This is a genomic window from Chitinophaga silvatica (genome assembly GCF_003419895.1).
GTDB classification, from domain to species: Bacteria; Bacteroidota; Bacteroidia; order Chitinophagales; family Chitinophagaceae; genus Chitinophaga; species Chitinophaga silvatica.
The window spans coordinates 86,213-112,171 of sequence record NZ_QPMM01000014.1 but is presented as its reverse complement, the minus strand read 5'-3'; the positions used below and the strand labels follow the sequence as shown (position 1 = coordinate 112,171).

Genomic DNA, 25,959 nt, shown 5'->3' with positions numbered 1-25,959 from the left:
TTTTAGCAAGAAACGGGTTTCCCATCGTTTGTTTACATGCTACTTTTGTATAAAACGAATTGAAATGGACACACAACAGGAAATAGATTATAACAGAATTGCCAGTGCTATTGATTATTTCAAAGCAAACTTCAAATCACAGCCTAGTCTGGAGGATGTGGCAGCATACGTACACCTGAGCAACTTCCACTTTCAGCGGATGTTTAAGGATTGGGCGGGTGTAACTCCCAAACAGTTTCTGCAATACCTGAGTATAAATTATGCTAAAGGAATTCTAAATGAAACTGCTGCCAGTATTGCAGATGCAGCTTTTGAAACCGGGCTGTCAGGAACCGGCAGACTTCACGATCTGTTCATTAAAATAGAAGGTATGACGCCGGGAGAATACAGACATGGAGGAGAATCATTACATATCAATTATTCATTTGCTGATAGCCCATTTGGCTTAATCATGGTTGCCGCTACGCCTAAAGGCATTTGTCATATGGCCTTTGTAGATAAAGGAACTGATAAGGCATTGGCAGAGCTGAAGGCTATTTATCCGAATGCTCAATACCAGCAAATAGTAGATAGCATCCAACAGAATGCTTTGTTTGTATTTTCGCAGGATTGGAAACAACTGGATACTATAAAACTGCATCTGAAAGGCACGCAATTTCAAATTAAGGTCTGGGAAACCTTGCTAAAAATTCCTGCCGGCGGATTAACAACTTACGCTTCATTAGCAACGCAAACTGGTAACCCGCAGGCAGCAAGGGCTGTAGGAAGCGCTGTAGCCAGCAATCCGATAGCCTTTTTAATTCCATGCCACAGGGTAATAAGATCTACCGGTGTAATTGGAGAATATCATTGGTCTACCAACCGCAAAAATGCAATCATAGGCTGGGAGGCAGCACGGAAACATCTCAATGAGCATCCAGATTCAGAATCTTAATATTTCTGAAATCTACCTCCTGTCCTTCACTTTGCAAGGCAATAAAACCGGATGATAACAACTTACCATCAATTTTTATAGCAGGATCATATCGGTTTACCACTCCCCCTCCAATCTGTGGCTTGCTATATTGAAGTACCGTATCACCATTGATGATATGAGTTACCAGTGAATCGCCCAATACAATCAGCTCTCCTTTCACCCACTGATCGCCGTCATAAGTCTGTGAAGACGACTCTATGCAGTGCTGGGGATCCAATACTCCTTTGTATACTACATTGGTGCCGGGAGAGCACATATTGCCTGTTGGTCTGGGTTTCCCATCCCCCAAGCCACCCAGCAGCTGCATTTCTACAGAGATAGGCCAGTCCTGCTCTTTAGGCATGGTATGAGGATCCTGGGAATGAAACATCACTCCACTATTCAGAAAAGTATATCCCGGAGCAGTTGGACTCCATTTCCCAACAAACCGGTATTCAAACTTCAGATGGAAATGTGAAAACGGTTGCTTGTAATACAGATGTCCAAACTGTTCATTAAAATCGCCATACTGATCATACCTGACTTTGATAATACTATCCTCTACTCTGAAAGTATTTCCAAAATTCTCTCCCACCTCATGATGCTGAATTTTAACTACCCAGTCGTTGATATCTTTTCCATTGAACAAATCTACCCACTTAGGTTCAGCAGGTTTATCTGCCCCACCGCAAGCTATTAATGCTACAGGAAACAGAAAGGCATAGAACTTTTGTAATTTCATAACGTTTGTGGTTAGTAACAGTTATTTTTTCAAGAGATATTCGTTACCATCATAGCTGGTCTCCACCAGTTTAGGGAAGGCCGGTTGTTTGGTAATCTTTCTTAAGATAGGATTTTTTACTCCAAATTCATTCATTGGAATATTTTTAAATCCGATTTCAAAAGCTGGTGAATTTACCTTCAGCGTATAGTCGCCTTTGTTTGGTGCAGAAAACAATGGATTCCCAGCTTTACCGTTAGCATCTGTTCCAACCAGTTGTGCGGTTTTCAGCGCATCTGAATCAGGGAAGAAATTGTAATCAACCTGTTTTCCCCATACAAAAATTTCAACTGGTCTGTAAGCCCTTGTTACTATATTATGTTTAAAGATATCCTGACTATTTTTAAACCAGACATGAGGATGAAAAGTATTATTGATCATAATATTATTTTCTACTACCCGCAGAAAACCCTCTCTTAGTTTAATACCACCATTTAAACAAACATTATTATAAATGCGATAATTGGTTGATCCATCATCCAAATCTATATCCCACCCATGGTCGCAACGAAACCTGTTATTTCGGATGGTAACAGGTTGCTGCACATCCAATAAAATAATTTCAGGATGCGCCATTGTGATACTATCCATATATGCGCGATCGGATGACCAGTAACGATCGCGGCCCCAGGAATTGAAAGCACCGTGATCACTGGTTTCAAGAACTGTATTAAATACATCGTTATACTCAATGATATGCCCGCCAAAACAGCCATCGCCAATATTTATTCCGGCTCTTGGCACATCATAAATGCTATTATGACTAATAGTTATATTTGAAGATATGGCTACTTCAACACCCGCAACCTGTTTTTCGAACTGGCCTATATTATGGATCAGGTTATCAGTTACTACACAATACTGAGGATAGTTGTTACCTTTTGGACCAGGGTATTTGTCCATTGCCTCATACGATAGTTGTGCATCATATTTATCTCTTGGCGAGCGAACAACAGCAGGATCACCAATCAGACAAACAGCATTGCCACCAATATGATGAATATAACAACCACTAATTGTATCGTTTTTACTATAGTTGCTAAGCATGATTGCATTACCACCAATTCCTTCAAATTCACAATTAGAGACTTTGCAGTCCTGAGTTCCATCCAGCATTAATGCAGCACCGCGATAGATAGTCCAGTCGCTGCGCAATAAAGGCTCGCTGGTTTCCATAAAGGTGCGTTCGTTATGTGCAAATCGTAGGCCCTTAAACGTTATATTTCTAACTGGATGCTCCGTATCTCCTTTCAGTACAATAGTTTGCTTAAGATTCGAAGCAACAAATTTTGCGGTAGAGAGATTTACATTTTTAGTCGGAAAGTAATAAAGTTTACCGGCCACAAAATCCAAAAACCATTCGCCCGGAGCATCCAGTTCTTCGAGATTATTTTCGACATACATTAACTGTTCATTCATGCCATCAGGCCTGTTGGTTTGCCATCCGCCTGTCAACTGCACTTTACCATTAGCAGATTTAGTAATCCTATAGGAATTACCACCCCATCTGTGAAGATGCAGCGCATGCAAATAACCGTTATTAGCATCAGTCCATTTGGCAGCTCTTTGCAAAGCATCAGCAGCAGTACCATTTAATACAGTCTGAGTGCTATCATAATTCGGATACCTTGCTAAAATCTGAGGCACATTATTTACATATAATCTTTCGAATTGTTCCGCAGCTACATCTGCCACATAAATACCATTTTTAAATGGCTTCCATTTTAATGTAAGTGGTTTACCAGCACTAATTACAGGTTTCTCATTGGCAGATGCGCTGATTTCAAGACTCTGACATTTTACCTGATTAGCTCTGATAATTATTTCTTCATCCAAAAAGTATGTACCACCATGCACCTCAATGGTTACACGCTTATTGGATTGTTCTAAAGCAGAAGCAATTGCTTTATTCAGACTGGTAAAGGAATTGACATTAGGAAGAGGCTTATTTGATACGTGATAAATAGTTTGAGACATCACCGGAGTACCATAAAGCCAGCAACCTAAAAGAAGTAGACGTTTTATCATAATTGTTGTGGAATAAATTTCATTGTTCAGATGAAATATAATAATAAAGAACAGAGCAAAGAAAGATATACAATGAATAGAGAAGAAAATACCAATAAAGAATAAAATTCTATTTAGAAACCCGGGATTTTTTAGAGCAGTCAGGACAGTACAGGTTGCCACACCGTAAATCGAGTGCTATTATTGTTGTCCAGAAGAATCCAGTACTCATATTATCGAAAAAGATGCAGGAATGAAACGATGGCCTGCAAGGGCCATCGTTTTTCTTATTAAAAGCTATAGTTGTACCATGCCAGTAGTCTAAACATTCATTTAACCAAATAGTACGCCGTGCGAAACAAAAGTATGTCAACAAACCTTTTCCTCAGCGCCATGGTGCTGGCAGGATTTGGGTTTTCTGATCCAGGCGCCACTCCTGGAAAAAAGAAAATAGTAATTCCCGTTAAAGAAAAAGCTGATACCACAAGAAAATCTAAACCGTATCGCGATTTGTATTCAGATACCTGGGTGGCTACAGATGCAATTGGTCGTACCATGCCTGGAATACAGCAAGTTGGCCCGGTTAAAAATGATCAGAAAAGAGTAGTCGGTATTTTTTATATTACCTGGCACCGCGATCATCATCACAATAAAAAAGAGTATGAAGCAGATGTTACCAAGGTATTATCTGCGCACCCTGAAGCCAGAATGGATGCCAAACATCCTGCATGGAAAGCCGGATCATTTCATTGGGGCGAACCTGAAATGGGCTACTTCCTTAGCAAAGATGAATATGTTGTAAGGAAAGATATGTCGATGCTCACAGATGCCGGCGTAGATGTACTGATTATGGATGTAACCAATGCCGAAATGTATTGGGATGAATGGGAAGTAGTTTTCTCTACAATGGAGAAAATGAAGGCTGAAGGTAGCAAAGTTCCAAAATTTTGCTTCTGGGCTTTCAATGGAGAGGTTATCCCGGTAGTACAACGGCTTTATGAAAGGATTTATTTGAAAGAAAGATTTAAAGATCTTTGGTATTATTGGGATGATAAACCTTTATTGCTGTATAACAGCAACCCAAGGGTGGATGCCAATGGTGTAGATGCCCCGCAGCGGAACTATAACTACGACAGCACCGCCAAAACAAATAAGAATCATCTGCATTATAACGATCCTGAATATACGGAGCCTTTCTATAAGGATTATACCAGGGGAGTAAAAAGCTTCTTTACACTAAGAACTATGTGGTGGGGCTATTACGAATGGGCAGGAAAACGATTTATTGGTACGGAAGATAACTGGAGTTTTGGATATGATCTCGATAATAAGCATGTAAAACAATTACCGGCAGATAGCCTGGTTTCCTTGCACAAAGGTAAAAAGGAAGAAGCTGCAGTGACACCAGCACAACACCCGGCTTCACTCGTAGGTAAATCCTGGACCCGTGAAAAAGGTGAACCATCCCTCAATCAATACGACCTGCCAGAACCGACTTATGTACCATGGTTGGGCAAGACAGTTGAAAATCCTGAAGGTTATGGCATTTACTTCCAGGACAGATGGGATGAAGCATTGAAAGAAGATCCACAGTTCCTTTATATCAATGACTGGAATGAGTGGACAGCAGGTAAATATCAACCTAAAAATGGAACTACAAATTTTCTGCGAAGAAAAAATCCTTACTTCTTTGTAGATCAGTACAATGCTGAATTCAACCGAGCTATTCAGCCTATGAAAGGTGGTTATACCGATAACTACTATATGCAAATGGCGCAAAACATCCGCAAATACAAGGGAGTAAGACCAATACCTACCCTAAACGGCTATACGTCGATTAACCTGGATGGAAAGTTTGCAGACTGGAAGAAAGCTAAAATAGAATATAGGGATACTGAAGGAGATGTATTTCACCGCGACTATATAGGTTACGGTGATCTTCAATACACTAATAATTCCGGACGTAATGATATTATCACCAGCAAAGTAGCCGTTGACAAACAAAATATAAACTTCTATGTGGCAACTGCTAATGCGTTGACTCCACATACCGGTAACAACTGGATGCTATTATTGATAGATGCTGATAATAATTCATCTACAGGCTGGAACGGGTACGACTATATGATCAATAAACAGGTGAAAGACGATCATACTACTACTCTGATGCGCTATGATGGTAAACAATGGATTGCTGTTGCAGATCTCTCCTTCCGCTATTCAGGCAGTGAAATGGAAATAGCAGTTCCCAGACAATTACTCGGATTAACAGCCGATAAGTGGACGTTCGATTTCAAATGGAGCGATAACCCTGCTGATCTGGAGGATGTAATCTCATTAGCACTCAATGGTGATACAGCGCCAAACAGACGATTCAACTATCGCTGTATCTGGTCTAGATAATTATAAATAGTTGATTTGCGGTTTAATCTCTCGCCAGTGGTTGGTTTCTCAGATCCCCATACTCATTAATCAACCCTGGCTATGAGGTTTGACCCTATTTGTTTTGTTACCTTTTTGGAAATTACAGTCAAAAACTCTAGATTTATTAATAACCCAATCAAATCCTACCATGAAAAAGCGAGTGGACGTAGCCAAGATCTATGGAAAAATTAAGATCGTTGATGATTTCCCTGATTACAAAGTAAAGGTGGTAAGCAGTTTTGCCGACTTAAAAGTGAAGCTGGTAGATAACTTCCCAGACAAACCCGGTAGATGGAAGTATGTTACAAGCTTTCCTGATTTCAAGATTAAATTTGTTGATAGTTTCCCTGACTTCACGATTAAGTTTGTTGATAATTTCCCTGGTCCGGGAATCAGTGGTAAAGAAATAGCCGCAGAAAAACTATTGAACATGCTTTTTAAAGGCTAGTCCTTTTTTCTTCAGCAAAACAAGCAGGATACCCAGCATGCAGGCGATCATATCGCCCCACTCGACGCTGCTACCTAAAACTATCATGACTACCCTGTTATGGGAGAAGCCTAAATGTTGGGTACATTCTGATGAGAGAATCTCATAATTCACAATTATCAAAAGCATTAGACCAATACCACATTACTTATTAGTAGTAAGACAACCGCAGATGATTGCTTCCCAGGCATTTTGGCCTGATAATACATTTTTGACGAATAACTAACTAAGCTCACCGAAATTAAATAGTACCAATATTAGGAACACAAGGATTTTCAAAAAAAATTTGGGTAACTCAAAAGTTACATTTAAGTTTGTGTAACTTTTAAGTTACATATTATGCAGAAGGAAATCAGACACCAGTTTATTTTCCCCCACCCTCCTACTGTGGTATGGGATTATTTAACCAATTCGGAATTATTGGCTCAATGGCTCATGCCAAACGATTTCAAACCCTTAGTTGGTCACAAATTTCAATTTGGTACAAAACCAAAGCTAAAATTGGGTTTTGATGGAAGGGTATACTGTGAAGTTTTAGAAATTATAGAATACAGAAAACTTGTTTATTCCTGGCAAGGAGGTATGTCTAAAGAGCATCCGTCGCTGGATTCTATTGTAACCTGGACTTTGGAGCCAACCGACAATGGAACACTTTTAACCCTTGAGCATAAAGGATTCAAAGGAATCAAGAACTACCTGCCGTACATCATTATGAATAAAGGTTGGTTAAAAATCGGTAAGCGACTATCCAAACTAATAAATACCAAATAATATGGCAATCCCCGCTTTAGATCCATTTCAGGTCATTGCCGACCCCAGCAGACGGCAGATTTTGCAACTATTATCAAAAAATAGTCTGACTATTAATTCATTAGCCGAAAATTTCGATATGAGCCGTCCTGCTGTTTCAAAACATATCAAAATACTTGACAGTGCAGGTTTTATTTCTATTCAGAATATTGGGAGAGAGCGTTATTGTATTCTAAAACAGGATGGATTCAATGAGCTACAGGAATGGATCAACTACTTTGATGGATTCTGGCTTTCCAAATTGCAAAAGCTGGAAGCATTGATGAATAAGAAGATATCCGAACATCAAAATAAATAAAAAGAGGCTGTATTATAAATACATGATGCAGCCTCTTTCGTTTTTGTTGATCTATTTTATAGATTTGAGATAAAATCTTAAAAACAAAATTCTTCTGTCATTTTAAGCCGCCTTTTTACGCAGATTATGCACTAGCACTTTTTCTGCCAGCAAAACAAGCAGGATACCCAGCGTGTAGGCGATCATATCGCCCCATTCGAAGCTGCTACCCAAAATTATCATGACTACCCTGTTATTGGAGAATCCTAACTGCTGGGCATATTTGAAGTATTGCAGGATTTCAATCAGATAAGCAAACAAAAGTACACCAATTGCAACTTTGGTTTTATTGATATTCAATACTGTCATTACACAGCAATACAACCAGATAACAACCAGAAAATCACCGCCATAGGGCCTAATAATAGAATCTTTAACGTATATGGCTATTAATACTTCAACAATAAATAAAACAATCGCTAATAGAAAATAAGTGCGGTTAAATCGGAACATCTTTATCAATTACAGTTACAATGATACTAGTATTCTTTTTATTATCTTGTAGATAAATAAAAAGAAAATGGATTATACAAATCAGGCTGTTGCGCTATTCGACAAACATGCAACTGCCTATGAGAACAAATTTATGGACGTTAGCCTGTATAAAGATTCTCTAGATCTTTTATGTGCCAACCTTACTTCTCCTCAGGCAAGTATACTGGAAATTGCCTGTGGCCCCGGCAATATTACCAAATATCTCTTGCAGCAATCCCCGGACTATAAAATAACGGCAACAGACCTTGCACCTAAAATGATTGAGTTGGCCAGACAAAACAATCCATCTGCCAAGTGCGAGATTATGGACGGCCGGGATATCAGCACAATGCCAGGTTCATATGACGCCATCGTTTGTGGATTTGGCCTCCCCTATTTCTCTAAAGAAAACACTATTCAGTTTATTATTGATAGTAGTTTAAAACTAACGAAAGGAGGTATACTTTATATCAGTACAATGGAAGGGGATTATCTGGAATCAGGTATTCAGAAATCTTCATCCGGCGATGAACTGTATATTTACTACCACCAGGAAGACTATCTGGTACAAACTTTACTAGCCAATGGTTTTACAGTTATAGACAATCGAAAGAAATTAAGTACAATGACTAATGGAGTTAAGGTAGTTGATTTGATTATTGTGGCGAAGAAGGGATAAATCTTTCTTCGATTTATTTAATGCATCAGAAGATATACTAAACTTATCATATTTGCATATTTAAAAAATTATTGTATTATTACTTTATAGTTAGCCAGGCATTTACCCCAGTAGCAAAAATTAATCTGTATTACTCGGAAAGTTGTTAATCTACAATAGTACAGTAATTCCAGTTATGCAAAATTTACTTTTGCCAACAGACAATTCAATTGTAACGTTTGAATTTCTGAAACAGCTGAAGGTAAAGGTAACTTTTAATTCAGTTAAAGAAGCCATACACACTCATCCTAATTATCCAAGTTTATTAAGTAATTCCGATTCATTAAAAAAATGGAATATTGAATCCACGGCACTAAAAGTACCACTTAATCATTTTGAAGAGTTACCACTCCCCTTTTTAACATTTCTGAAGAAAAATGGGCGTCAATTTATCTTGGTAACAGAAATGAAAAATGAATCGATAAGATATATTGATACCCAAGGAATTAAAAAATGGATCACCCGGGATTATTTCTTACAAAAATGGGAAAGTGTAGTGTTATTAGCAGAGGGAGGAATAACCAGTGGAGAGGCAAATTATAAAGTAGCCAGAAGAAATGAAGTGATAAAGAAACTTCATTTAATTATTATAATTCACACTTCACTATTTCAGGATTTACTTCCGCTTTTTTAAGGACATTTAAGAATATTTCCGACAGATGGATATATTCAGCATCGTTAGGTATAAATTTTATTGGTATTTTAATCTGTGGCCTTCTTGTTCTAAGAGAAGTATGTAACCTTACCCCACTTATTCAAATGTAACAGATAAGAAATGATTAATAAAAGTATTAGCCAATCCTTTAGCTTAATTATTAGCAGTATTTTAATTGGAATAATTTCCTGTTCAGCACCTCATGCAAACTCATACAAAATACAAAATGACTCTATAGTAATTTCCGGAAACCTAACTGAGTTCCTTCATTTTTCTTATGTAAATCAAAACAATGATCTCATCGGCGTTTTTATTACACCTGACTCAACTAAAACGAGATTTCGCGAAGTAATATATACGAATCTTCCTGTAAGAATTGCATTTGATAAGAATCGCAACTTTTCACCTGCCATACTATATCCAGGCGATGAGGTTGAGGTTAGCCCACATCCTCAATATGCCGATGCCTATTATTTCAACGGCAAACATCCAAATGACCTGAATTTCCTCACTACGCTGGAACATGAAAAGGGATATGTTTTCTCATCATACAACATTAACAATGGGATCAATTTCAATTTCTTCATGAATTTCATTAGAGATAAGTACATAGAAAGAAAGTCATTCAATAATCAATATTCAAAAGATCATCCTGTTACCAAAGCTTTAAAATTTTTTAGTGAAACAGACATTCTTTATGGATATTATGATGATTTATTGTCACCCTATTCCACAGATAATTTTGATTTCAACAAAGTACCTGTATCATATATAGACACACTTTATAGTCTTAAATCTGCTTTTAATTGTGATGACTGTGTCATTTCACTAAATTATCTGGATGCTTGCTACTTTTATAATCGTTTTCTATGCAGAGATTCACTGGGAAAAGATAATGAGACTTATGCACTATATGATACAGCCCGAAATTTTTTCAAAGGAAAGACAAAAGACCGTGTATTGTTTAAGTTGATTAAAGATAATATGAATAGAGGGTTGCCAAATTTCGAGGTATACTTAAAAAGATTCACAACAGATTGTTATGACAGCTCATATAAAAAGTATATCGACAGCTTGTATAAAAGAAGTATGGCCATTACAACTGCAGACACTATACTAAATACCAGGTTCATTTCCGTAACTGGTGACACAATCAACTGGCATGAGATTTTAACACAAAATAAAGGTAAAGTTATCTATACAGATTTTTGGGCCAGCTGGTGTGTTCCGTGCATCGCTCTAATACCTTTTTCGATTCGTTTGGATAGCACTTTTAAAAATAAGAACATTTCATTTATATATATATCCATAGATGCGGATAAGGAGAAGTGGTTGAAAGCAATATCTAAGACGGGTTTAAATGGTATTGGTACTCATTATCTGATGATAGAATCTCATAATTCAGCATTATCAAGGGCCTTAGGTATTCCTCCAATTCCACATTACTTATTGATGGGAAAACAATCACAGGTAATTGCAGCCAAAGCATCACGACCTAACAATCCTGGTTTGGTATTTCAGCTCAACAAACTCTCTGAAAATAAGTAAAATATGGAGCCATTAAAAATATCATTTTGCACAGTTTGTATGGGTAGATTGCACCATTTACGTCAAACCCTACTTCAGAATATTGCCGATAATACTACTTACGATAATCTGGAATTTGTAATACTTGATTGCAATTCCGAAGATGGAATTGTAAGAATGAATGAGAAATGAAAGATCAAATAGCGCAGAAAAAGCAAAATCTCGCATATCTAGGGCATCAAAAAGAAAAGTTATTAATTCAACAAGAAATGATTAAAGAAGATCTCAAACTTGCCCAACAGAATTATAACATACATCAACAACTTGCAAAGGACAAAGTAATAGCTCCACTGGAACTCAGACAGGAAGAAAGCCGCTTACTCAGTAAAAAATGGCGAAATCATAACGAATAACAGACGACTTATTGAGAAAATATTCTTTAATATCAGAAAAATCATCTACAAAAGATAGATTATTACCACTTCAATTGACCACATATAACTCTATAGAAATATAAACGCAGGTTAGTTACTACTCCTTTGCTAAAGTTATTCAGGAATGCGATTTTTTACTAAATATCACTTTTCAGATCAATAATACCACTTATCAAAAAATAAATACCATTTGCCAGCTATTTTTTCGTAGCTGCTTTACTGTTAGTAATTTCCGCTTTGCTTTGTAGCAATTCTTCCAAAAAGGAGCTTTTCCAAATTCATATATCTCCTATCCATTATAAACATTGAATATCATGAAAGTTATCAAACCATTTATCTGTTCGTTATTATTCATTACAATGGTAATGTCCTGTTCAAAAGAAGGTCCGGCTGGCCCATCTGGTGCTACCGGCGCAACTGGTGCTACTGGCGCCACCGGAGCTACTGGTGCTACCGGAGCTACTGGAGCTCAGGGGCCCCAAGGAAATGCCAATGTAGGCTCACGAACATTTCAACCTGCAAATATTACCTGGAAAGACACAGTGATGTATGGAACCAATTATAAACAAACAAGACTAAACATGCCGGAAATTACTAAAGCGGTGATTGATAACGGTGTTGTGATGGTGTATGGTAGTTTACTCTTCGGTGAACCATGGACTGCCTTTCCAGCGTCTTATTATGAGGGCGGCCCCAGCAGGTTTTTCGCAGTGAGCATCGCTACTGGTCAGGCTGTCGTAAGATTTAGCCTCTCTACCAATGCAGTACCGGCTGCACCATTAATCTCATTAAGAGTAGTAGTGATACCTGGTAATAACCTCGGCCGTCAGGCTGCCATCAACTGGAATAATTACCAGGAAGTAGCTAAAATATTTGGCTTAAGTGAAGAATAATGACATATCGTTATTATAGCCGGCTTTCTAAGCTTGTTATTGACCTAATGAATAATACTTGCAAATAAAAAGGACGCCTCAATAATATTGAGACGTCCTGATTTGCAAGTACGTGATATTTAGTTCCAGCTATTCGCTACATCCCCGCTCACGTTCGGGTTAGTATCTTTTTCCTGTTGAGGAATTGGTAGCAGTACATTCTTATCCTGGAAAGTTTCAGCTTCATATTGATCCTTCAACTCAGCATTCAAAACTGTTTTCAGAAGCCCCCAGCGCAGTAGATCGAAATACCGGCTTTGCTCACCCGCTAATTCCAAACGGCGCTCTCTCATCAGCAACTGCATAGCATTATCTTTGCCACCAAGTGTTGTGTACTCAAATGCCCCTGCACGCTTACGCACATCATTGATATAAGGTTGTGCTGAGTTTGGATCATTTTGCTGGATATAGGTTTCAGCAATCATCAACAATACATCTGCATACCTGATCACCAGAGAATTTATACCACTCTGCGGACCACCATAACTTTTTACATCTTCATAATACTGATACTTCCTCCAGCGATACCCTCCTTCACTTTCTGTAAATGGAAAAGGAATAGTACCCTCAGCACAATGGTTGCAGTAATCTGTTTTACCACCACTGGCGGCATCTCCATAGAAAGTAGACTTGGCACGCGGATCTATATAATCCTCATTCTTCTCGTTTTTATATTTATAAGCCTGCACCAAAGCATCAGAAACAAAAACGTTACGCCAGTCGTTAAACCCATACTCCTGCGCCCTGTCGCTATGTGTTGCCTTACCACCCCAGGTTTCCTGTCCACCAAATACATAGTATTGGTTACCTATTCCCCAATCGGTCCATGTAGCATGCATAACCTGGAATACAATTTCCGGATTGTTCTGATTGGTTTGACTAAACAAATCATCAAATTTGGTACTTAAGCTGTAAGTATACGGAGCTTTTGTTAGCGCCAATAAAGTTGTATTGGCATCCTGGTATTTTTTCTGATAGAGGTATGCTCTTCCCAACAAGGCGATAGCAGATCCTTTGTTGGCCCTGCCCAGGTCGGAAGATGCCTGATCTTTTGGTAATGGCAAATCAGTAACGGCATCTTTCAGATCAGCTTCCACGGCCGCCCAGAGTTCTTCTACACTATTACGCTTAGGATACAGGTTAGTGATAGATTCGATATAACTGCTACGTAATGGAACACGGCCCCATAGGGTAACCAGTTGCATATTAGCATAACCTCTCATGAACTTGGCTTCAGCAATATATTGTTTCTTTAAAGCTTTGTTGGCATCCGTTGTAGGATTCCAGGCATTAGCCCTGTCTATTACTACGTTAGAACGCAATACCATGCGATATAAGCCAGACCAGAGGTTAGTAAGAATACTATTGGCAGGAGTAAAAGTAAAATCGGATAGCGGCCTAATATCTCCCTGTAATGGAGCATCACGTTTGGCATCATTACCCATCAGATCCATTATAAAGTAATACTCCCTCGACCACATTCCATTATGCAGAAACACAGCATAAGTGGCAATAACTGCCTCATTGATCTGTGGTGCATCTGTAAAATAAGTTTCGTAACTGTAAGCGCCAGGATTTTCTACATCCAGCAAGGATTTTTTACATCCTACACTGGTTAGCATACCCGCACCTAATATGATAGCAAATAACTTTTTCATGTTGTTGGTTGTTTTCATGTGACTAATTAAAACCCTACTTGCAAGCCAAACAGAATGGTTTTAGGCTGTGGTAATAAACCACGGTCTATACCTCTTGCGAAAATGAAGCTTGAACCGGTTGGCTGGCTAACTTCAGGATCATAACCACTATACTTGGTGAAGGTGAACAAATTCTCACCGGTAACATATAAACGCAGGTTAGTTACCACTCCTTTGCTAAAGCTATTCAGGAAATTTTGTGGGAAGGTGTAACCAAGAGTAATCATACGAATACGCAGGTATGAACCATCTTCTACATAAAAATCTGAAGGTTGTAAATTATCGGAAGGATTTTGACCAGCTCGTGAATATTTTGCAATATCACCGGGCTTACGCCAGCGGTCGAGGTAATCGGTACTTACGTTGTGCAAAGCAGCATTCCCTAATAGAATATAATTTTGCGAATTATACAGTTTCAAGCCCGAAACACCTGCAGCTGCAAGATTAAAATCGAAGTTTTTGTAAGCCAGGCTAATATTACCTCCATATACAAACTTAGGAATTGGATTGCCTAATACCTGCATATCTCCATCATCTACATACCCGTTACCATTCAGATCTTTGAAAATATAATCGCCAGGTTTCAGATTACTCTGATAAGTTGTAACAGCGCCGTTGCTAGCCTTTTTAGCCATAGCATTATATTTGTCAACATCCGCCTGATCTATTGCCACATGGTCAATTACCCTACCATAGAATGAACCGATTGGATAGCCCTTTGCCGTATAGGTAGCAGCAGCATTTTGATCGAATGCTCCATCGCGGATAGGAGCTGTAAATTCATTACCCAATGAAAGTACTTCATTCTTGTTATAACCACCGTTTACGCCTACACTGTAATGAAAACCGCCAGGTGTTGTATGCTTATAGTTCAAAGCCAGTTCAACACCGGTGTTTTTTGCACTGGCAGCATTGCTAGCCAGCGTAGGACTACCAGTAGCTGGTCCGGACCCTGTAGAACTAGGAATCGGAACGTTTACCAGCAAGTCTTTATTCTGTCTGTTATACCAATCGAAATTAACCGTGAGGGCATCATCAAACATACTCAAATCAAAACCAACATTAGTTTGAATGGTTTCTTCCCATTTGAGATTTTTATTGGCGATGGAATTTACAGTAGTACCTGAAACAAATGCTTCATCAGGTCCTAAGCTATAAACCAGATTACCGGTTGGGCTACCACTGTAGGTAAGAACTGAAGTCTGGTATGCCGCAATATTGTTATTACCCGTTTTACCCCAGCTTGCACGAACTTTCAGATCACTGATAAATGGTAAGCTTTTCACGAATTCTTCATTGCTTGCATTCCATGCAAAACCAACGCCGGGGAAGTTACCAAATTTGTTGGTTGGTCCAAATACCGAAGATCCATCTCTACGTAACGATCCGGAGAAGATGTATTTATCGTTGAAATTATACACAACTCTACCAAAATAAGAGATGAGCACATTAGGATTACCGTATCCGGAAGTTGCTCCGGTAACCGTATTAGATAATGCCACGGAAATATTACGAATTTCGTCGTTCGGAATATTAGTACCCTGGGCACGAACAAAGGAAGAACTACCCTTGTCTTTATACGTGTTACCAACAGTCAGTTGAATGCTATGCTTACCAAAAGCCTGGTTCCAGGTGGCGTAGTTTTCCAGTAAATACCAGTTATATCGGGAATTTGACTCAGTAGCAGAACGACCGGTAGAAAGATCATTACCATTAATGAAAGGCATCTGGTAATCGCTGGTATTATTTCCACCATAGGAAATGGCCAATTGAGATCGTACTTTCAGTGATTTCAGGAGATTAATCTCACCAAAAAACTGCGGATACAATAAATAGTTTCTGCTTGTAGTTTCACGGGTATAAATTGCAGCCAAAGGGTTATTAGCATTACTAAGGTCTTTTACGTTAGTAGCAGCAGTAAAGCCCCCCTGACGGGTCGGATCATAAATATCAAAATACGGAGGCATATATATTGCATCACCAGTTGTAGCCTGGTTGCCTGTATTGCGTTGGAACTGTGCACTTAAAGATTGTCCGAATCGGAAGATACCCAGTTTCTCTTCCAGGTATACTTTAAAGTTGGTAGCACGGTAATGATAGTTTTGTACAATCGCTTCCTGATCTATATATCCGGCAGAAACTCCATACAATACATTTTCAGAACCACCACTCAGACTAATAGCATTATTGGATACAATTCCCTTGCGGAAAATTGCATCCTGCCAATCGGTGCGGGTAACATCAATGTCCGGAGAATTGAATTTAGCAGGCAAAACACTGGCCTGAGATGCTGCATAATCTTTTGCCAGTTCATGATATTGAGCAGCATTTAAAACGCTCAATTTCTTAGGCACGCTTGCAACGCCCCATTGACTGGTAACAGCCAGTTTAGGCTTACCGCTTTTAGCTCTTTTGGTAGTAACCAATACTACTCCATTTGCAGCAGCAGCACCATAAATAGCTGTAGAAGCAGCATCTTTCAGAATAGTGATGCTTTCAACATCCTGTGGATTTATCGCGTTAAACAAACCGGCATCACCCTGGATACCATCAATTACATAAAGGGGACTTACACTGGTGAAAGAGCCGACACCACGAATTACTATATTTGCGCCACTACCCGGAGTACCGCTGCTATTCACAACCTGAACACCAGGAGATTTACCCTGAATCAACTGGCTTGGAGTTGAAGCTGAGTTATTACCGAAATCTTTGCTGCTAATGGTATTGATAGCACCAGTAACGTCTTTACGTCTGGCCGTACCATAACCAACTACCACAACTTCATTCAAACCTGTTTCGGTATTTACCTGTAATTGCACATCAATTACTGCTCTATCGGCTGTTGAAATAGTTTGAGCAACATAACCAACGTAGGTAAATGAAAGTTGTGCATTTGGTTTTACTTTAATTGTGTAGTTTCCCTGCTCGTCGGAACGTACCCCATTGGTGGTACCTGCTTCAACGATTGAAGCCATTGGCAACGCTTTACCTGTTTGGTCGGTAACCCGTCCTTTGATTTGCACGGTTTGCGCAAAAGCAACAGCGCTCATTAGAAGAAAAAACACCAGAAAAGATGCGGATCGCCGCCCATTTAGTGATATTGTTTGTAACATGTTTTTCATTTTAGTGGAATTATTCAATTGGGTGAATAGCTGGAAAATTTTCAGTTCATCGGATTTAAGTTGTGTCATTTGTGAAGTAGAAAAATGTCATTTGTTAATTTTTGTGTTGATAAAAAATGGTAACTTTTTTGCCTGTGTAGGAAATCTGTGCTGATGGTTTTACTTCGGGATCTAAGGGCCGGGCTGTGGATTTGCTGATCCAAACAATACGGAACTGGCGACGCAACTGCATCCCTTCAAATGTTCCTTTCCGATCTCCAATGCTCAACTCTTTGGTTGATTCGTTATACGTTACAGGTATTTGGGAATAAGCTCCTTTCTCGTAGTTATAATTTGTTCCTTCATCTTCATAAATAGTAAATGATGCATCCTTACCTGTATAGACAAATAAGGTAACAGGATAGGGCTTCTTTTCATCGGTATACTGAAGTGCAGGCCCCATTGGAATAATGCTTCCTTCTTTAACGTATACCGGCATTCTTTCATACGGAGCTTTGGCTGTGACTTCCTGCCCACCTTCCTGGTAGGCACCTGTATACAGGTCGAACCATCCCTGGCCCGCAGGTAAATACACGCTTTGTTCTCTCCTATTATATTCACATATTGGGTTTATTAAGAAGGATGGGCCATACATATATTCGTGACCTACAGTCAATGAATGTTCATCGTTCGGGAAATCCATCACCAGTCCTCTCATAATTGTATACTGCTGGTGATAAGCCATACCTGCTAAAGAATAGGTATAGGGCAATAAGCGATAACGCAAACGATTATAATATAACATGCTTTCGTAAGCAGGAGATCCCGGCTCGCTGACATTAAAAATTTCCCGGAACGGAAACTGGCCATGAGAGCGAAACAGCGGTACAAACGTTCCAAACTGGAACCATCTGGTTTGTAATTCCTGCCACTCTTTCTGATCAGCTGCATTAGGATGCTCAAAACGTTTTTCTACTCCAAACCCTCCGATGTCCATTGTCCAGTATGGAAGTCCCGACATCGAGAAATTCACTCCTGCAGTAATCTGTGTTTTCATATCCTCCCATCTGGCCCCAATATCACCACTCCAGATCGTTGCAGCATATCTTTGCGACCCTGCATAGCCGGATCTTGTTAACAGGAACACCCTGCTATTTGGATCTGTGCCTCTTTGTCCTTCATAGATTCCTCTTGCATTCTCCAAAGGATAGGCATTGAGATTTTCGGCAGCTAATCCGGCTGCGGAAGGTATCATCTGTCCTATTCTTTTTTCAGGAGAAACATTGGATAATATATCCGGCTCACTTGCATCCATCCACCAGGCATCCAGTCCTTTACTATATAAATGTTTATTCAAAAGATCCCAAAAACCTTTCCGGGCATCTGCATTAAAAGCATCATAAAATGTAGAGATATAACCTTCCCCGATCCAATCGCGCTGCCGGTCGGCAATATTTCTACCATATAACCAACCCGATTTTTTAAACTGGTTATAAACATTAATTCCTTCATATACTTTTGGCCAAACTGAAATCATTAGCCGGGTATGTTGCTTATGTAATTCCTTAATCATTCCATCAGGGTCCGGAAATCTTGTTGCATCAAATTCCTGGCTACCCCAATCATTTTCTTTCCAATAGCTCCAGTCCTGTACGATATTATCGAGCGGAATTCCTCTTTGCCTGAAAGTCTTAACTGTTTCCAGTACTTCCTGTTGTGATTTATATCGCTCCCTGCTTTGCCAGAAACCCAGCGCCCAGCGGGGAACAATAGGTGCATCACCGGTAAGCACACGATAACCACCAATTACCTCGTCGGCATTTTTTCCAGCTATGAAATAATAATCGATTTGCTGACCCGCATCTGAATCAAATGAGAAGGTATTTTGCAATGCCGGAGGTGCGGGTGGTAATACTTTAGCATTCAGGTAAGATGCAGCACCATCAGGTAGCCACTGAATCTTAATCGGATGTTTCTGATGATCGGCTAAATTCAGATCAAGAATTGCGACACCCGGATTCCAGGATTGACGCCATTTATCTGCCATCAATTTACCATCTACCCAAACCCTGATATATCCTCCGTATACAAATTTCAACTGATGAGTACCCGGCACATTACTGGCAATACTACCTTCCCAGGTAATTGCACTCGTAGGTTGAGGATATCCGGCTGGCAATCCTTTTTTATCATCATCCAGATAACTATAATCAATTATTGATTCTGCCCTGGTAAATGCAACGCTGTCAGGTTTATCCCTGTTTGGAGCATAGGAAGTAGTCAGCCATCCCTCTTCTCCTGCTTTACTAAACAACTGAAGGCGCGATAACGGTAAATACTCTCTGGTGTCTCCTGCTTTAGTAAGTGAATAATTATCCCATAAAATACCATAATTGCGACTGCTCAATAAGAATGGAACGGCAACTTCGGTATTGTTCTGAAAGAAATATACCTGGCGACCATTATAATTATATATTCCATCCTGATGCTGACCCAGCCCAAAATATCCTTCTTGGGGCTGTGACTCGAAGGTTTGTACCAGTTTCCAGGAAGGCTGCCCTTCATAAATGGTAGAAGTGAGTTGACGACCATTGTTGGTTCTTTCATGCAATAATTCTTTACCAGAGAGATCAGTAAATTTTACTGCTCCTGTAACTTTATTGATATGAGCGGCTAAAGATGGCGTATTCAGTACAACTTCATCACTCTCATTTTTAAGTGTCCATTTAACACTTTCATGCTTATAGCTGGCCATGAAGCTCTTTGGATCTTTGAAAGTAGAATTAGGTGAAGCACTAACTCTGACAATATTGTCTCTTATTATTTGAATGCGTACTGCTGTTGCACCACCAGCGTATCGGGTATCCGGAAAAACTGTTACTCCGTCTGTATTCGTAACTAACGTGTCTTTTGGCGAAGCATAGGTGGTCGCAGACAACATGAGGGCAAGAGCCCACAGGCTGTATCGATTGATTCTGGTCTGTCTCATGTATTAGTTTCTCAAAACCGTGGAAATGAAATTCAACGATTCGAAACTACGCAGGTTAATTCAGCCAGAGGGTATGGTAACGTCTAAAACTAGGTATTCAAATGTCAACCTTTCTAAATTTTTGATTGAAAATCAACTAGATAAATTGTTCCTTTTTCGAGCATCTAAATATGTACTTGGCAAAACATGATAAACTTCCTTGAAATAGCGTGCAAAATATTTTGGATTATTGAATCCTACCTGATAGGCAACTTCGGCCACAGTAGTTCCTCCCTGTTCCAGCAGGTGCAAGGCTCTTTGCAATCGAATGTTGCGAATAAATTCAGCAGGTGCCTGTCCGGTTAAACTAAACATCTTCTTATATAAAGCAGCTCTGCTCATACACATTTCCTTACTCAAATCCTCTACAGACAAATCTGCGTTCCCTATATTTTGTTCTATATAAGCGAGGGCGCGTTTTACAAAATCCTCTTCCGAAGAAACTTCAGGTTTTTCGGGTACAGAAGCCTCAACCTTTACCTGCTTCTGGTAGGTTTTTCGAATCGCTTCCTGTTGTGATAATAAATTACTGATCTTGGAAATCAGGATCTCAGCATTAAATGGTTTGGTAATATAATCACTGGCCCCTGTTTGTAGTCCTTCCAATTGCTGCTGCTCTCCGGCCATCGCCGTCAATAATATAAGCGGTATAAAATGGGTACGACTATCTTCCCTTATTTTTCTGCATAAATCAATTCCATTCATTTCTGGCATACTGATATCCGATACTATCAAATCGGGATGCTCAGACAGAGCTTTCTGCCACCCAGCTTTTCCATCTCCCGCTTCTATAATATTAAAATGTTCTTTCAGGTTGTCTTTAATATAAAATCGAAAATCTTCATTGTCCTCCACCAGGAGAATGGTTTTCAACTTCCCTTTTACTGGTTTGCGAACCTCTGCAGGCTTGGTAACAGATGCCGAAACCTTGATTTCTTCCGTAAGTATATTTATTTCGGATATAGGGTTTACCGGCAATGAAACTGTAAAGCAACTTCCTACATTTAATTCACTGCTTACACTAATTGTACCTCCGTGCAAACGCACAAACTCTTTGGTGATAGACAATCCTATCCCGCTTCCCTGGTTCAGCAAGGAATTCGGCAATGCACTTTGAAAAAACCTTTCGAAGATCTGCTCCTGTTTATCCTTGCTGATTCCAATACCTGTATCTTTTACACTTATTTCCAAAGCCTGACTTCCTGCTTCTTTTTTAAGTGTCAACAATACATCTATACTTCCACCGGAAAAAGTAAATTTAAAAGCATTTGAAAGTAAATTGAATACTACACGTTCAATTTTATCATGGTCGAATGCCGTGAAGAGCTGTTCACAATTGGAAGAAAAAGTAAATTTCATTCCTTTATTCTCTGCAAGATCCGAAAACGATAATACTGCCTCACGAATAAAACCGATGATATCACCACCTGATTTATGCAACTTCAGTTCCTGCTCTTCCAGTTTTCTGAAGTCGAGCAACTGATTTACCAGGATTAGCAACCGGCGGGCATTTCGATGAATGAGTTTAAATTGTTGCTGATCCTCATTTTGGCCGGCCTTGCTCAACATTTTTTCTATAGGTGAAATAATAAGCGACAAAGGAGTTCTGAATTCATGGCTAACATTTGTAAAGAACCGGATTTTCATCATATCCAGTTCATGCAGCTGCCGGGCCTCCTGTCTTTCTCTTTGTATGCGGAAATTGGCTTTAGCCCTGCGTAATATTAAATACCGTCCAAAAACAAAGGATGCAATAAGGAGAATTATGTAACTGGCTATCGCCACTTCAGTGAGCCACCAGGGTGGCAGTATTCTGATATTTAATGCCAGCGGAGTTGTACTCCAATCGCCGTTCTCCCCTGCTGCCTTTACTAATAAAGTGTATTTACCAGGGTTCAGGTTTGTAAATGTAGCCTTCCGGATATTTCCGTCTGTTACTAACCAATCGTCGCTAAATCCTTCAAGGCGGTATGCATAGCGGGTTTTATGGGCATTAAGATATCCCAGCGCCGCAAACTCTACGGCGAAGATATTCTGGTTATATTTCAATACCAGTTCTTTGGTATGGGCTATTGACTCCGGTAGCACAATCCTTCCATTATATGGTTTTCCTATCTGTACTTCCTGATTAAATAGTTGGAGTCCTGTCAGAATTACCTTAGGAGGAAGTGAATGTTCTCCGAATTCGGTAGGTTTGAAAATATTGAACCCATTTGCGCCACCAAAAACCAGTTCTCCATTTTTAGTTTTCAGTGCAGCGTTCTCATTAAACTGCCGGCCCTGAAGTCCGTCTGTTTCATCAAAGTTCCTGAATTTTAAGGTTGGAATCCCTGCTTTCATTGTAACAGTTATACGAGATAATCCATTAGGGGTACTTACCCATAATTGTTTGTCATCATCTTCCAGGAGTGTGAGGATAACGTTATCGGGCAGCCCCTCTTCCTGCCTGAAGGCGTTGAAGGTTTTAGTAGCGGGATTATACCAGTTCAAACCGTCGTTAGTGGCAATCCATGTTAATCCGCGGCTATCCTGAACCATTGCAGTTACAATATTATTGCTCAGGCTTGCCTTATCATTTTCGATATGCTCGAAGTGCCGGAGCAAGGAGGCATGCTTGTCTAATACATCTATACCGGAAGAAGTGCCCAGCCAGATATTAGACTGTTTGTCTTCCATAATAGCAGCTATGTAGTTCGATTTATTACCAGAGGGCTTGTACCGGGTAAACTTACCGGTTTTACGGTCGAGCGACAGGACTCCTTCTGATAAGGTTCCTACCCAAAGTACACCGTTACTATCTTCATAGAGTTCCCAGATTCTGTCATCGGCCAGGCTGTTGGGATCATTTTGCTGATGCCGGTAGTTTGTAAATTGCCTGCCATCATAAGAGTAAAGGCCACCGTAGTAGGTACCAATCCATAGTTTGCCTTGCCTATCGATTAATAAACTAACAATTACATTACCGCCGGCCGGATCATACAGGTATCGTTTAAAGGTATTCTTTGCACGATCGTAGTAGAGTAATCCTCCTCCATTTGTACCAATCCATAGATTGCCAAGATGGTCTTCCACAAAGCGGTTGACATCATTAAACGGAAGTGACGGCAAATTGGGATGATGCTGAAACAGTGGGAAATGCGGACTGCTTTCATGGTAATAGTTTACTCCCTTTTTAAAGGAGCCTAACCAAATTATACCTGCATCATCTTTATAGATAGCATTTATGCTATTCTGTGCCAGGCTTTTCTCTTCTCTTTCGCTATGCAAAACATAATTTATCTGTCCGTTTTTCTTATCAATTATATTAACCCCTCCGTGATCGGTAGCAATCCAAATCCGGTTATTATTATCAACAGTGATTCCATTAATGATATCATTATTCAGGCGTAGAGGCCCCTTATCTTTTTGCCACATTTGCATTTTACCGGTGGCAGATTGAAAATAGAAAAGCCCTTTCATCTGCCCGGCTTTGTATAGCCAAACATCATTATCCGGATCGATGAACATCTTATAATCTATTTCCGCAGCCCCCGTAAGTAAGGCTATCCCGGTTGTGCGATGGATCAGTTGGTTTGCATTTTTATTGAATTGATCCAACACTCCTTCTGTATAGGCAATCCAGATATTACCACGGTGATCAGTAGAGAGCGCTGAAACATGATCAGAATAAAGCTGTCCATTTACTTTAGTGAAGTGAATACTTTTACGGGTAGATGGGTTATATCTGTAGGCTCCTTTTCCTGAAACTATAAACCAATAACAGCCTTCAGCATCAGGAACTATTGCGCTGAATTCTTCATTAGGTAATTGCATAGCAGCCAAATGCTGCTGAAGATGAACTATAAAATTTTCTTTGCCTGGATCATAGATATTCCAGCCATTGGGAGTTTGCACCCATAGCATTTGGTGTGGACCAGGAACTATCTGATTAATAAAATCGTCGCCCACCGTTGTGGTGTCGCCGGGCTTATGCCTAAATACCCTGAATGTATAGCCATCGAACCGGTTTAAACCTGCCAATGTTCCGAACCATACGAAGCCGGAAGCATCTTTGGCAATACAATTAATCTGGTTGCTGGACAAGCCTCTTCTATGATCGATCGACTCGAATTGCTGTGGATAGGTTTGTGCAAACAGCACTGAACTATAAGCAAATGAAGCTAATATAACGAGGATTCGGAACATGGAATGTATGGCATTTGGCTGATGCCAAATATAAGATTCCCCGATTAACTCTGATCTATTTTTTACCGATTTTTCGTTGTATGTCTGAAAGTAGTTTTATGCTTTCTTCAAGGCGTTGATAATGGATGCTGCCATCGAGCGCCAGATCCTTTTTGGTTACAGGTACTCCAGCCAAAAATGCCTCAAGATTCGATAAATACCGAACCGGCTCTTCATATAACACATTATAAATTTCCTCATTCAACTTATCACCTTCAGTTTGTAAACCCGGGCACACAAAATCATTTACGCCTCTTAGCTGTTGAATCACCTGACTCATTTTTCCTTTTAGTAAATCCAGTTCGTCACTATTTTTACTACCTGGAGTAATATTACTACGAAACAGGCTATCAGAGAGCTTTTTTCTGGCTGTCATATATCCATTGAGGTCCTGTTTCAATAAATCGAGATGCCCGCTCATTTCAGCTTTCTTTTCGGCTGAAATTCCTTTATCTACATCTGTATTAAGATGCTTGAAATAGGTTAACATCTTAGCTGTTATTTCATTTACAGCAGGAGTAGATTGAGCTTTCAGCACTTGATTGGAGAAAACCAATAATAAGACCAGGATATAACGCATAAAATAGATTTACTAATTGAAAATAATTATTTTTTAAATTAAAAAATCACTCTTACAATTCCTAAATCATCGGTTGGTCTTATCCCATATTCTTCTTCAAGAATAATTAGCTTCCTGTAAAGCATATTACCATTACCTGATAAAAAATCATCAATCAATAAAAAATCAGGAGCACTTATTAGTGGCTTATAACTTTTATTATCAAAAGCGCTAAAAGAGAAAACACCATCTGTACTCACACTGAAATCGTTTACTTTTTTGGCTGTAATTCTTTGCGGTTGGTTATTCCACCAATCTTCAAATTTTTCTTTCAAATGATAACCAAGGTAGTCGGGCTTATTATTTTGCTCGAAACTGGTTACCTGTCCGTTTATACAAACCACACCATCACCTATACAAAGTAATTCAAGATTTTGATCCCGTAAATCAACTACTGCTAATAGCAAAGTATTTAGTAATTCCTCTCTGCTTAAATCCAGGTACTTGCTGAGAAATGTCCATTCCTTAAATAATTGATTAAAGATCTGCTCCAGGCAGGTGTTAGTATTGGGAATCGATTTCTCTATAAAGGATCGATAATAGAATTCCTTGCAGATTTTCCTCAGGAGTTTACCTGTTAAGGTAGCCGGAAGATAGCTGTCGGTACCCATGGAACAACCGTCCATGACAGCAGTAACCAGATGGTATTCAGTAAATTTTGCAGTTAGAAAATAGTCTTCGCAATGATTAACGTGGTGATCACCAATTTGTAGATGGGAAAATAGCTTCATAGTTTAGCCTGCAAG

20 protein-coding genes are annotated in these 25,959 nt (G+C 39.4%); 11 read left to right on the top strand and 9 right to left on the bottom strand.

Going from position 1 to position 25,959, the window contains the following annotated elements; all coding sequences use genetic code 11:
• Window positions 1–64 precede the first annotated feature (64 nt).
• Entirely contained in the window at window positions 65–934 is an 870-nt protein-coding gene (locus tag DVR12_RS23985; protein WP_116978350.1) for a methylated-DNA--[protein]-cysteine S-methyltransferase, read from the top strand.
• Here DVR12_RS23985 and DVR12_RS23980 read toward each other — a convergent pair.
• The gene (locus DVR12_RS23980) at window positions 906–1,697 is read right to left on the bottom strand and encodes a 3-keto-disaccharide hydrolase (protein WP_116978349.1); all 792 of its coding nucleotides are present in this window, start codon (window positions 1,695–1,697) and stop codon (window positions 906–908) included. The genes DVR12_RS23985 and DVR12_RS23980 overlap by 29 nt on opposite strands.
• A gap of 21 nt (window positions 1,698–1,718) precedes the next feature.
• Window positions 1,719–3,764, bottom strand: coding sequence for a right-handed parallel beta-helix repeat-containing protein (locus tag DVR12_RS23975; protein ID WP_116978348.1), 2,046 nt, complete (start codon window positions 3,762–3,764; stop codon window positions 1,719–1,721).
• Window positions 3,765–4,109: 345 nt separating this feature from the next.
• Between DVR12_RS23975 and DVR12_RS23970 the strand changes: the two genes are divergently transcribed.
• The 4 genes from DVR12_RS23970 (at window position 4,110) to DVR12_RS23955 (ending at window position 7,762) form a co-directional block, all read left to right on the top strand.
• Window positions 4,110–6,146, top strand: a complete 2,037-nt coding sequence (locus tag DVR12_RS23970; protein ID WP_116978347.1) for a hypothetical protein — start codon at window positions 4,110–4,112, stop codon at window positions 6,144–6,146.
• 169 nt (window positions 6,147–6,315) lie between these two features.
• A complete protein-coding gene (locus DVR12_RS23965) occupies window positions 6,316–6,615 on the top strand; it encodes a hypothetical protein (protein WP_199417190.1) in 300 nt (99 codons plus the stop codon).
• Between the two features lie 378 nt (window positions 6,616–6,993).
• A complete protein-coding gene (locus DVR12_RS23960) occupies window positions 6,994–7,425 on the top strand; it encodes an SRPBCC family protein (protein WP_116978346.1) in 432 nt (143 codons plus the stop codon).
• Window position 7,426: 1 nt separating this feature from the next.
• Complete coding sequence (locus DVR12_RS23955) at window positions 7,427–7,762, top strand: ArsR/SmtB family transcription factor (RefSeq protein WP_116978345.1); 336 nt, start codon at window positions 7,427–7,429, stop codon at window positions 7,760–7,762.
• A 102-nt stretch (window positions 7,763–7,864) separates the two neighbouring features.
• Here DVR12_RS23955 and DVR12_RS23950 read toward each other — a convergent pair whose 3' ends face one another.
• Entirely contained in the window at window positions 7,865–8,254 is a 390-nt protein-coding gene (locus tag DVR12_RS23950) for a ribosomal maturation YjgA family protein (protein ID WP_116978344.1), read from the bottom strand.
• Window positions 8,255–8,321: 67 nt separating this feature from the next.
• Here DVR12_RS23950 and DVR12_RS23945 point away from each other — a divergent pair, with 67 nt between their 5' ends.
• From DVR12_RS23945 to DVR12_RS23925, 6 genes are all read left to right on the top strand, one after another.
• A complete protein-coding gene (locus tag DVR12_RS23945) occupies window positions 8,322–8,954 on the top strand; it encodes a class I SAM-dependent DNA methyltransferase (protein ID WP_116978343.1) in 633 nt (210 codons plus the stop codon).
• 175 nt (window positions 8,955–9,129) lie between these two features.
• Window positions 9,130–9,627, top strand: a complete 498-nt coding sequence (locus DVR12_RS23940) for a cysteine peptidase family C39 domain-containing protein (RefSeq protein ID WP_116978342.1) — start codon at window positions 9,130–9,132, stop codon at window positions 9,625–9,627.
• 141 nt (window positions 9,628–9,768) lie between these two features.
• Window positions 9,769–11,196, top strand: a complete 1,428-nt coding sequence (locus tag DVR12_RS23935) for a TlpA family protein disulfide reductase (RefSeq protein WP_116978341.1) — start codon at window positions 9,769–9,771, stop codon at window positions 11,194–11,196.
• A 3-nt stretch (window positions 11,197–11,199) separates the two neighbouring features.
• Window positions 11,200–11,367, top strand: a complete 168-nt coding sequence (locus DVR12_RS27665) for a hypothetical protein (RefSeq protein WP_158563357.1) — start codon at window positions 11,200–11,202, stop codon at window positions 11,365–11,367.
• Window positions 11,364–11,588: a hypothetical protein gene (locus DVR12_RS23930; protein WP_116978340.1), complete on the top strand. Its 225-nt coding sequence runs from the start codon at window positions 11,364–11,366 to the stop codon at window positions 11,586–11,588. The genes DVR12_RS27665 and DVR12_RS23930 overlap by 4 nt, the downstream gene beginning before the upstream one ends.
• A gap of 335 nt (window positions 11,589–11,923) precedes the next feature.
• Window positions 11,924–12,502 (top strand): hypothetical protein, encoded by a 579-nt coding sequence (locus DVR12_RS23925; RefSeq protein ID WP_116978339.1) that lies wholly within the window; start codon window positions 11,924–11,926, stop codon window positions 12,500–12,502.
• Window positions 12,503–12,621: 119 nt separating this feature from the next.
• On the opposite strand, the gene DVR12_RS23920 is transcribed toward DVR12_RS23925, so the two are convergent.
• The 6 genes from DVR12_RS23920 to DVR12_RS23895 form a co-directional block, all read right to left on the bottom strand.
• Complete coding sequence (locus tag DVR12_RS23920) at window positions 12,622–14,199, bottom strand: RagB/SusD family nutrient uptake outer membrane protein (RefSeq protein WP_116978338.1); 1,578 nt, start codon at window positions 14,197–14,199, stop codon at window positions 12,622–12,624.
• A gap of 26 nt (window positions 14,200–14,225) precedes the next feature.
• Entirely contained in the window at window positions 14,226–17,354 is a 3,129-nt protein-coding gene (locus DVR12_RS23915; RefSeq protein WP_158563356.1) for a SusC/RagA family TonB-linked outer membrane protein, read from the bottom strand.
• A 103-nt stretch (window positions 17,355–17,457) separates the two neighbouring features.
• A complete protein-coding gene (locus DVR12_RS23910; RefSeq protein WP_116978336.1) occupies window positions 17,458–20,331 on the bottom strand; it encodes a TIM-barrel domain-containing protein in 2,874 nt (957 codons plus the stop codon).
• Window positions 20,332–20,463: 132 nt separating this feature from the next.
• Window positions 20,464–24,555: a hybrid sensor histidine kinase/response regulator transcription factor gene (locus tag DVR12_RS23905; protein ID WP_116978335.1), complete on the bottom strand. Its 4,092-nt coding sequence runs from the start codon at window positions 24,553–24,555 to the stop codon at window positions 20,464–20,466.
• A 55-nt stretch (window positions 24,556–24,610) separates the two neighbouring features.
• The gene (locus DVR12_RS23900) at window positions 24,611–25,174 is read right to left on the bottom strand and encodes a hypothetical protein (protein ID WP_116978334.1); all 564 of its coding nucleotides are present in this window, start codon (window positions 25,172–25,174) and stop codon (window positions 24,611–24,613) included.
• 38 nt (window positions 25,175–25,212) lie between these two features.
• A complete protein-coding gene (locus DVR12_RS23895) occupies window positions 25,213–25,944 on the bottom strand; it encodes a protein phosphatase 2C domain-containing protein (RefSeq protein ID WP_116978333.1) in 732 nt (243 codons plus the stop codon).
• Window positions 25,945–25,959 lie beyond the last annotated feature (15 nt).

Bases quoted from the DNA above. Each gene is read 5' to 3' on its own strand.
- DVR12_RS23915 (WP_158563356.1), bottom strand. From the start codon at position 17,354: ATGTTACAAACAATATCACTAAATGGGCGGCGATCCGCATCTTTTCTG.
- DVR12_RS23925 (WP_116978339.1), top strand. From the start codon at position 11,924: ATGAAAGTTATCAAACCATTTATCTGTTCGTTATTATTCATTACAATG.
- DVR12_RS23975 (WP_116978348.1), bottom strand. From the start codon at position 3,764: ATGATAAAACGTCTACTTCTTTTAGGTTGCTGGCTTTATGGTACTCCG.
- DVR12_RS23960 (WP_116978346.1), top strand. From the start codon at position 6,994: ATGCAGAAGGAAATCAGACACCAGTTTATTTTCCCCCACCCTCCTACT.
- DVR12_RS23985 (WP_116978350.1), top strand. From the start codon at position 65: ATGGACACACAACAGGAAATAGATTATAACAGAATTGCCAGTGCTATT.
- DVR12_RS23910 (WP_116978336.1), bottom strand. From the start codon at position 20,331: ATGAGACAGACCAGAATCAATCGATACAGCCTGTGGGCTCTTGCCCTC.
- DVR12_RS23895 (WP_116978333.1), bottom strand. From the start codon at position 25,944: ATGAAGCTATTTTCCCATCTACAAATTGGTGATCACCACGTTAATCAT.
- DVR12_RS23970 (WP_116978347.1), top strand. From the start codon at position 4,110: ATGTCAACAAACCTTTTCCTCAGCGCCATGGTGCTGGCAGGATTTGGG.
- DVR12_RS23920 (WP_116978338.1), bottom strand. From the start codon at position 14,199: ATGAAAAAGTTATTTGCTATCATATTAGGTGCGGGTATGCTAACCAGT.
- DVR12_RS23950 (WP_116978344.1), bottom strand. From the start codon at position 8,254: ATGTTCCGATTTAACCGCACTTATTTTCTATTAGCGATTGTTTTATTT.
- DVR12_RS23905 (WP_116978335.1), bottom strand. From the start codon at position 24,555: ATGTTCCGAATCCTCGTTATATTAGCTTCATTTGCTTATAGTTCAGTG.
- DVR12_RS23940 (WP_116978342.1), top strand. From the start codon at position 9,130: ATGCAAAATTTACTTTTGCCAACAGACAATTCAATTGTAACGTTTGAA.
- DVR12_RS23965 (WP_199417190.1), top strand. From the start codon at position 6,316: ATGAAAAAGCGAGTGGACGTAGCCAAGATCTATGGAAAAATTAAGATC.
- DVR12_RS27665 (WP_158563357.1), top strand. From the start codon at position 11,200: ATGGAGCCATTAAAAATATCATTTTGCACAGTTTGTATGGGTAGATTG.
- DVR12_RS23900 (WP_116978334.1), bottom strand. From the start codon at position 25,174: ATGCGTTATATCCTGGTCTTATTATTGGTTTTCTCCAATCAAGTGCTG.
- DVR12_RS23980 (WP_116978349.1), bottom strand. From the start codon at position 1,697: ATGAAATTACAAAAGTTCTATGCCTTTCTGTTTCCTGTAGCATTAATA.
- DVR12_RS23955 (WP_116978345.1), top strand. From the start codon at position 7,427: ATGGCAATCCCCGCTTTAGATCCATTTCAGGTCATTGCCGACCCCAGC.
- DVR12_RS23945 (WP_116978343.1), top strand. From the start codon at position 8,322: ATGGATTATACAAATCAGGCTGTTGCGCTATTCGACAAACATGCAACT.
- DVR12_RS23935 (WP_116978341.1), top strand. From the start codon at position 9,769: ATGATTAATAAAAGTATTAGCCAATCCTTTAGCTTAATTATTAGCAGT.
- DVR12_RS23930 (WP_116978340.1), top strand. From the start codon at position 11,364: ATGAAAGATCAAATAGCGCAGAAAAAGCAAAATCTCGCATATCTAGGG.